The sequence below is a fragment of the Curtobacterium luteum genome (assembly GCF_001475545.1).
Classification (GTDB): domain Bacteria; phylum Actinomycetota; class Actinomycetes; order Actinomycetales; family Microbacteriaceae; genus Curtobacterium; species Curtobacterium luteum_A.
In genome coordinates this window covers 1-629 of sequence record NZ_LDQC01000195.1, presented here as the reverse complement: position 1 = coordinate 629, position 629 = coordinate 1, and the positions used below count along the sequence as shown (strand labels likewise).

At 73.8% G+C, this 629-nt stretch carries 1 protein-coding gene; it reads left to right on the top strand.

Annotated features, from left to right (window positions below; all coding sequences use genetic code 11):
* Nucleotides 1-33: 33 nt before the first annotated feature.
* Complete coding sequence (locus tag NS184_RS17140) at nt 34-537, top strand: cupin domain-containing protein (RefSeq protein WP_083513807.1); 504 nt, start codon at nt 34-36, stop codon at nt 535-537.
* Nucleotides 538-629 lie beyond the last annotated feature (92 nt).

Here is a 629-nt window from a genome sequence, read left to right as displayed (position 1 = left end):
CCACCCGTCGTCCGCCCACCAGGAGGAACCCGCATGACCGAGACCGCACCCCGACCCGGCACGGCCGCCCGCCGTACCGTCTCCGGCGAGCTCATCGAGTGGGTCGACGTCCCCAAGCGTGCCGTCGCCCTCGGCATGGAACCGCACCCCGAGGGCGGCTGGTACGTCCGGACGTGGACCTCTCCCGCGACCGTGCGGACCCCGGCAGGGGAGCGTCCGGCGGCGACGCTCATCCACTTCCTGCTCCCGCCGGGCGAGGCGTCGGCCTGGCACCGGGTGGCGAACGACGAGATCTGGATGTGGCACGGCCCCGACGCGGTCGACCTGCAGCTCGGCGGCGACGGCGACGAACCGGTGCCGGGCGCGACGATCACCCTCGGACCCGACGCCGGGCGTGACCGGGTGAACGACGCGCAGGCATTCGTCCGCGGCGGCGTCTGGCAGCGCACACTCCCGCAGGACGGCGAGGTGCTGCTGAGTTGCCTCGTGTCGCCGGGCTTCTCGTTCGACGACTTCACCCTGGCCGAGGATCGGTAGCAGAACCGAGCCGTCAGGTCGTCACGCGGAGCATCACCGCCGGCGGCGGGCACCGGACGCCGTTGTCCGCCACCCGCCGCCGGCGGTGATGC